Origin of the sequence: Microbacterium sp. H6 (assembly GCF_003314775.1) — a bacterium.
In the GTDB taxonomy this organism is placed as follows: domain Bacteria; phylum Actinomycetota; class Actinomycetes; order Actinomycetales; family Microbacteriaceae; genus Microbacterium; species Microbacterium oxydans.
In genome coordinates, this window is sequence record NZ_QOAY01000032.1 from 38,403 (window position 1) to 43,460 (window position 5,058).

The following is a 5,058-nucleotide window of genomic DNA, read 5'->3' on the forward strand; positions in this document are numbered from 1 at the left end:
CCGACGCCGGAGCGGCGACGCCCCACGCCCAGAGCCCTCGCAGCGAGAGAGCCCTGGCGACGAGGTATCCGGGGAGGAAGAGAAGGGCTACCGAGATGAGGATGACAGGCGCCGCCCCCAGCCAGCTCACGCGTCTTCCGCCTCGGGATACCGCACCTTGGGGTTGAAGGTGATCCCCTGCAGCCACTTGCCGAGGAGGCGAGCGCGAAGGTCGAGGGAGACCTTTCCGCGGTGCAGGCTGACGAACAGCCGGGCGCCGAACTCGAGGAAATGCAGGAGTCCGCGGTGGTGCAGCTGCCACGACGCTTCGTTGCGCACGCCGTAGGCGAACTTCCACAGGCTCTTCCGGTCGACCATCGCGAAGTTCACGCCGCGGTTGTCGCCCATGTCATGGATCACCGAGCTGTCGAGCACCTGCACTCCGGGGCAGCGGGCGGTCAGACGCAACGTGTACTCACGGTCGTCGAACCAGATGAAGTACTCCGCGTAAGGGAAGCCGTATTCGGCGATCGCCCACCGCGGGATCAGCACGGAGACGAACGAGCACGCGGTGACCATCACGTTCTGCTGGCCCTTGACCAGGAGCCGTCCCCAGTCCCACGTCGGAACGGGATTGTTCATCTCGCAGATGCTGCCGTCCGTGAACTCCACGACCGAGCAGGCGAACGGCACGTCGGGGCCGAGCTCCGACACGGCACCATCGAATCCTGCGATCAATGCGGCGAGCGCATCCGGCTTCGGGTAGCAGTCGTCGTCCATGATCCAGACGTGATCGGCACCGGAAGCGTACCCCCGGCGCATACCCTCGGTGAATCCTCCGGCTCCTCCCGAGTTGGTCGCCATGGTGACGACCTCGACGGGCACCGGGAGCTCGAGGCCCGCCAGGTACTCAGCGGTGCCGTCGGTCGAGGCGTTGTCGATCACGAACAGCGTCTCCACCGGGTGCGTCTGCGCGGCGATGGAGGCGAGGACCGTCTTGAGCTTCTCCAGCCGATTGAATGTGACGACCACCGCTGCGACGCTCACCACGAGCTCACCTCTTCCTTGAACCATGAACTCGCGGACGGCTGCGACAGCAGCTTCTTCTCCGCCTTGCGCTCCTTGCGCCAGAGCGACTCCCTGGCCTTCTCGTCGCCGATGAGCGGCGCGACGGCATCTGCGAGTCGCCGTGCCGCACGGTGTGCGAAACGTGGCACGAGAGCGGGAGCGGGGATGATGTCGCGCTGAGCGCCGACATCTGTCGAGACGACGGGCACACCGTGCGCGATCGCCTCCAGCGTCGTCAGCGTGAGCCCCTCGTTGTGGGACGAGACCACGAGGACGTGCGCTTCGTCGAGCGTCTCGGAGACCGGCGTCAGAGAGGTGCGACGGACGATGTCATCGGTCATGTCCGCTGCGGCGATGATGTCGTCCACCCACCCGGCGAGCTCGCCGTCGCCGTGAAGGATGTACCGCACCGAATAGCCCTGGCTCTTGAGGCGAGCGGCCATCGCGACGAAGACCTCCGGTGCCTTCTGTCTTGCCAGCCGGCCGACGAAAGCGATGGTGAAGGTCTCCCCCTCAGCCCTGGACCGGAAGACGGCATCCTTCGGCTTGACCGTGAGTCCGCCCAGCGGAGCCATCACGACCTTCTCGGAGGGGATGCCCTGCACCTCGGTCATCCAGCGCGCGAGGCTGGGAGATATGACATGGTGCTTCGTCAGGGACTCGGCCGCGATCGCGCTGCTGAGCGGATATCCGCCCCCTCGGTACTCGACGATGTGAGTGCTGTCGATGATCGGGATGCCCGGCCGGGAGGCGGCGATCCACGCGATGCGGTCATACAGCCACTGGTTGTGGTGGATCACGACGCCGCGCACGTCGAACGTGCGCAGCAGAGCTCGCAGCAGCGGCTCGATACCGGGAGTCTGCGATTCGACCGTGGGCTCGGAGAACGGGATGAGCAGCGCGCCGTCGAGTTCCGGCCTCGTGATCCACGGCTGATGGGAGTCACGGTTCGTCAGGACGATGGGCAGGAAGCCGGCCTCGCGCACGAGTCGGACGGTTTCGAAGGCCCAGAGCTCTGCCCCTCCGAGCTGGAACCAGTGCAGACCGATGATCACGGCCTTCTGCGCGCCGGCGGGCGTCTGCGCGGCAGGGACGATGACGTCGTCCTCATGGAGTTCGCCCGGACGGAACTCCGATGCGTACTGACGGCGCTGCACCGGCGTGTGCAGCTGGCGACGGAACCGGAGAAGCGACAGATCGCGGAGGTCGTCGTAGAAGAGGGGCGCCCGGGCCTTCACCTGCCGTGCGACACGGCCGATAAGGTCCTGGCGCGGCATCTGATAGGGATCGGACTCCAACACCACGTCGGCCGAGACGTGCAGGTGCCGTGTGTGCGAAGCCGTGAGTGCGGCGGACACGGCCTCGGAAGGGAGAATCGTGCGGTTCTCCGGTGCGACCGTGCTGACGACATCGAAAGTCGTCAGACGATGCCTGTTGAACCGCGACATGCCGTCGAAGGTGCTGTCATCCGTGAGCCGCGGCGGCGTCTCACGCGTGCCGTCGTAGAGATGCACGCGGAGTTCCCGCTCCGGCGCCATCAGGGCGTGGAAGTTCAGCGCCCCCACCAGCAGACGACGCTCCCGCAAGGAGAATTCCGTTCCCGTCCGCTCGTCCGAGAAGCGAAAGAGGGCGGGTTGATCGAGAGCTTGGAGAAGTGTCACGAGTACCTGTTGCTTTCGGATCGACGGACGCACAGACCTCGGCGAGCCTATCAGCGACACCAGGCGTCACCCTGGGTCTCGGCTGTGCCACCACGGCGGGCATCCGGTCCCTCCTGGTTGCCAGGTAGCGCCCAGAGTCACTCGTATGATTGTCTCCGGTGCGCGCGAGACGGTCGGCGCATACGGAAGGTGGATCCGCGGTGCAACAGGCTCGCACGCTCGAGGCGCAGAGGTTGACGACCCCCGGCGCGAATCGAGGACTTCTCGAAGTCTTCCGACAGCGCTATCTCCTCTCGCTCATCGTGCGGAAGGAAGTGCAGATCAGGTACCGGGGCTCCATCTTCGGCTGGCTCTGGTCGTACGTGAAGCCGCTCGTCCAGTTCGTCGTCTTCTTCGTCGCCATCGGCGTCTTCCTCGGTCTGAACGATCGAGTCGAGTTCTTCCCGATCTATCTGCTGTCGGGGATCACGGTCGTCACCTTCTTCAACGAGGCCTTCTCGAACGGCACGCGCTCCCTCGTCGACAATGCGGCGCTCATCAAGAAGATCTATCTGCCCCGTGAGATGTTCCCCATCGCGAGCATGATGATCGCCGCCGTCAACACGGTTCCGCAGATCATCGTCGTCGTGGGGATCTCCCTCTTCTTCGGGTGGGCGCCTTCCCTGGCGTCGGTGGCCGCGATCGTGCTCTCGCTGGTGATCATCGCCGTGCTGGCGAGTGGTCTCGGGCTGTTCTTCGGCGCGATCAACGTCACGTTCCGCGACGCGCAGAGCTTCGTCGAGATCATCGTCATGGTCGCGATCTGGGCGTCGCCCGTCATGTACGAGTGGACGCAGGTGGCCCGCGTCGCACCGGAGTGGCTCTTCGTTCTCTACCGACTGAACCCGATCACGGCGGCCGTCGAGCTGTTCCACTACGGCATCTGGTTCCCCCTCGGCCCCGACAACGCCTCCCCTCTCCCCGACCTCTGGATGTACGGGCTGATCGCCCTCGTGACGTCTCTCGCCGCGCTGGTCATCGGCCAGCTCGTCTTCCGCCGACTGGAGGGCCGTTTTGCCCAAGATCTCTGAGCCCCTGACGCAGACGCTGCCCCGCGTCGTGATCGACGACGTGCACAAGACCTTCAAGCTTCGTCACACGCATTCGATCAAGGAGACAGCCCTCGCTGCCATCCGCCGTAAGCCGCTCACGACGAACTTCCACGCCCTCGACGGAGTGTCGTTCGAGATCGGCGAGGGCGAGTCGGTCGCGCTCCTCGGATTCAACGGCTCCGGCAAGTCGACCATGCTCAAGCTGATCTCCGGAGTGCTCGAGCCCGACACGGGCACCGCCCTCACGCGTGGTCGAGTGGCCGGACTCATCGAGGTCGGCGCCGGCTTCCACCCCGATCTATCCGGCAGGGAGAACATCTTCCTGAATGCCGCGATTCTCGGCATGAGCAAGAAGGAGACCGAGGCTCGCTACGACGAGATCGTCGCCTTCAGCGAGATCGAGAAGTTCATCGACACCGAGGTCAAGCACTACTCCTCCGGGATGTTCCTGCGCCTGGCCTTCTCCGTGGCGATCCACACCGAGATGGATGTGCTCCTCATCGACGAGATCCTCTCGGTGGGCGACGAGCCTTTCCAGAAGAAGTGCCTCGCCCGCGTCCGAGAGCTGCACGCGCAGGGGAAGACCCTCGTCGTCGTGAGCCACGACCTCAACATGGTGTCGAATCTCTGCGAGCGCGGCATCCTGCTCAAGGGCGGGAAGGTGCACTTCGACGGTCCGAGCAAGGACGCCGTCGAACTGATGCGAGCCTGATTCAGAGGTCCGCGTGCAGTCCCCAGAGGCGTTCGGCTGAACTCGCCCAGGAGAAGGCTCGCGACCGATCGGACGCGAGCACCTTGAGGCGTTCGGCGGATCCGCCTGCCGCATCCTCGACCGCCTCCGCGATCGCATCGACGGGGACGATCCGCCCGCCGTCAGAGATGACATCACGATGCGAACCGCTGTCGACGGCGACGACCGGCAGTCCCAGCGTCATCGCCTCCACGGCACGCCAGGGCCACCCTGCCGTGGCGTCGGCGGCCACATACGCAGAGGCACCCTCGAGGACACCAGCACGGTCTTCGGCCGAGAGGGCGCCTCGCACATGCACGCGGCGCTCCGGGAGTCCCGACGCGGAGGCCGCCTCCACGTAGCGGGGCTCGGATCCCTCCGGTGCATCGATGACGATGGCATCGAGACCGGCCGCCACCGCTCCGCGGAAGCCTTCCGCCGCTTCGGCGACAGACCCTGTGAGCACCAGATACCCGCCGGTAGGCGACAGTACACCGCGGGGAGCGGCTCCCTCGCCGGCACCGCCGAA

5 protein-coding genes are annotated in these 5,058 nt (G+C 65.7%); 2 read left to right on the forward strand and 3 right to left on the reverse strand.

The annotated features are described in order from the left end of the window. Positions 1-126 precede the first annotated feature (126 nt). Positions 127-1,029 (reverse strand): glycosyltransferase family 2 protein, encoded by a 903-nt coding sequence (locus tag DSP71_RS01620; protein ID WP_113680198.1) that lies wholly within the window; start codon positions 1,027-1,029, stop codon positions 127-129. Further along, on the reverse strand, positions 1,023-2,708 hold the full coding sequence (locus tag DSP71_RS01625; RefSeq protein ID WP_181800633.1) for a glycosyltransferase: 1,686 nt from the start codon (positions 2,706-2,708) through the stop codon (positions 1,023-1,025). The genes DSP71_RS01620 and DSP71_RS01625 overlap by 7 nt, the downstream gene beginning before the upstream one ends. Positions 2,709-2,941: 233 nt before the next feature. Between DSP71_RS01625 and DSP71_RS01630 the strand changes: the two genes are divergently transcribed. After that, positions 2,942-3,778, forward strand: coding sequence for an ABC transporter permease (locus DSP71_RS01630; protein ID WP_218867324.1), 837 nt, complete (start codon positions 2,942-2,944; stop codon positions 3,776-3,778). Further along, positions 3,771-4,511 (forward strand): ABC transporter ATP-binding protein, encoded by a 741-nt coding sequence (locus tag DSP71_RS01635; protein WP_371861874.1) that lies wholly within the window; start codon positions 3,771-3,773, stop codon positions 4,509-4,511. The genes DSP71_RS01630 and DSP71_RS01635 overlap by 8 nt, the downstream gene beginning before the upstream one ends. A gap of 1 nt (position 4,512) precedes the next feature. On the opposite strand, the gene DSP71_RS22910 is transcribed toward DSP71_RS01635, so the two are convergent. After that, positions 4,513-5,058, reverse strand: a 546-nt coding sequence (locus tag DSP71_RS22910) for a glycosyltransferase (protein ID WP_258546204.1), incomplete at its 5' end; no start/stop codon positions are given.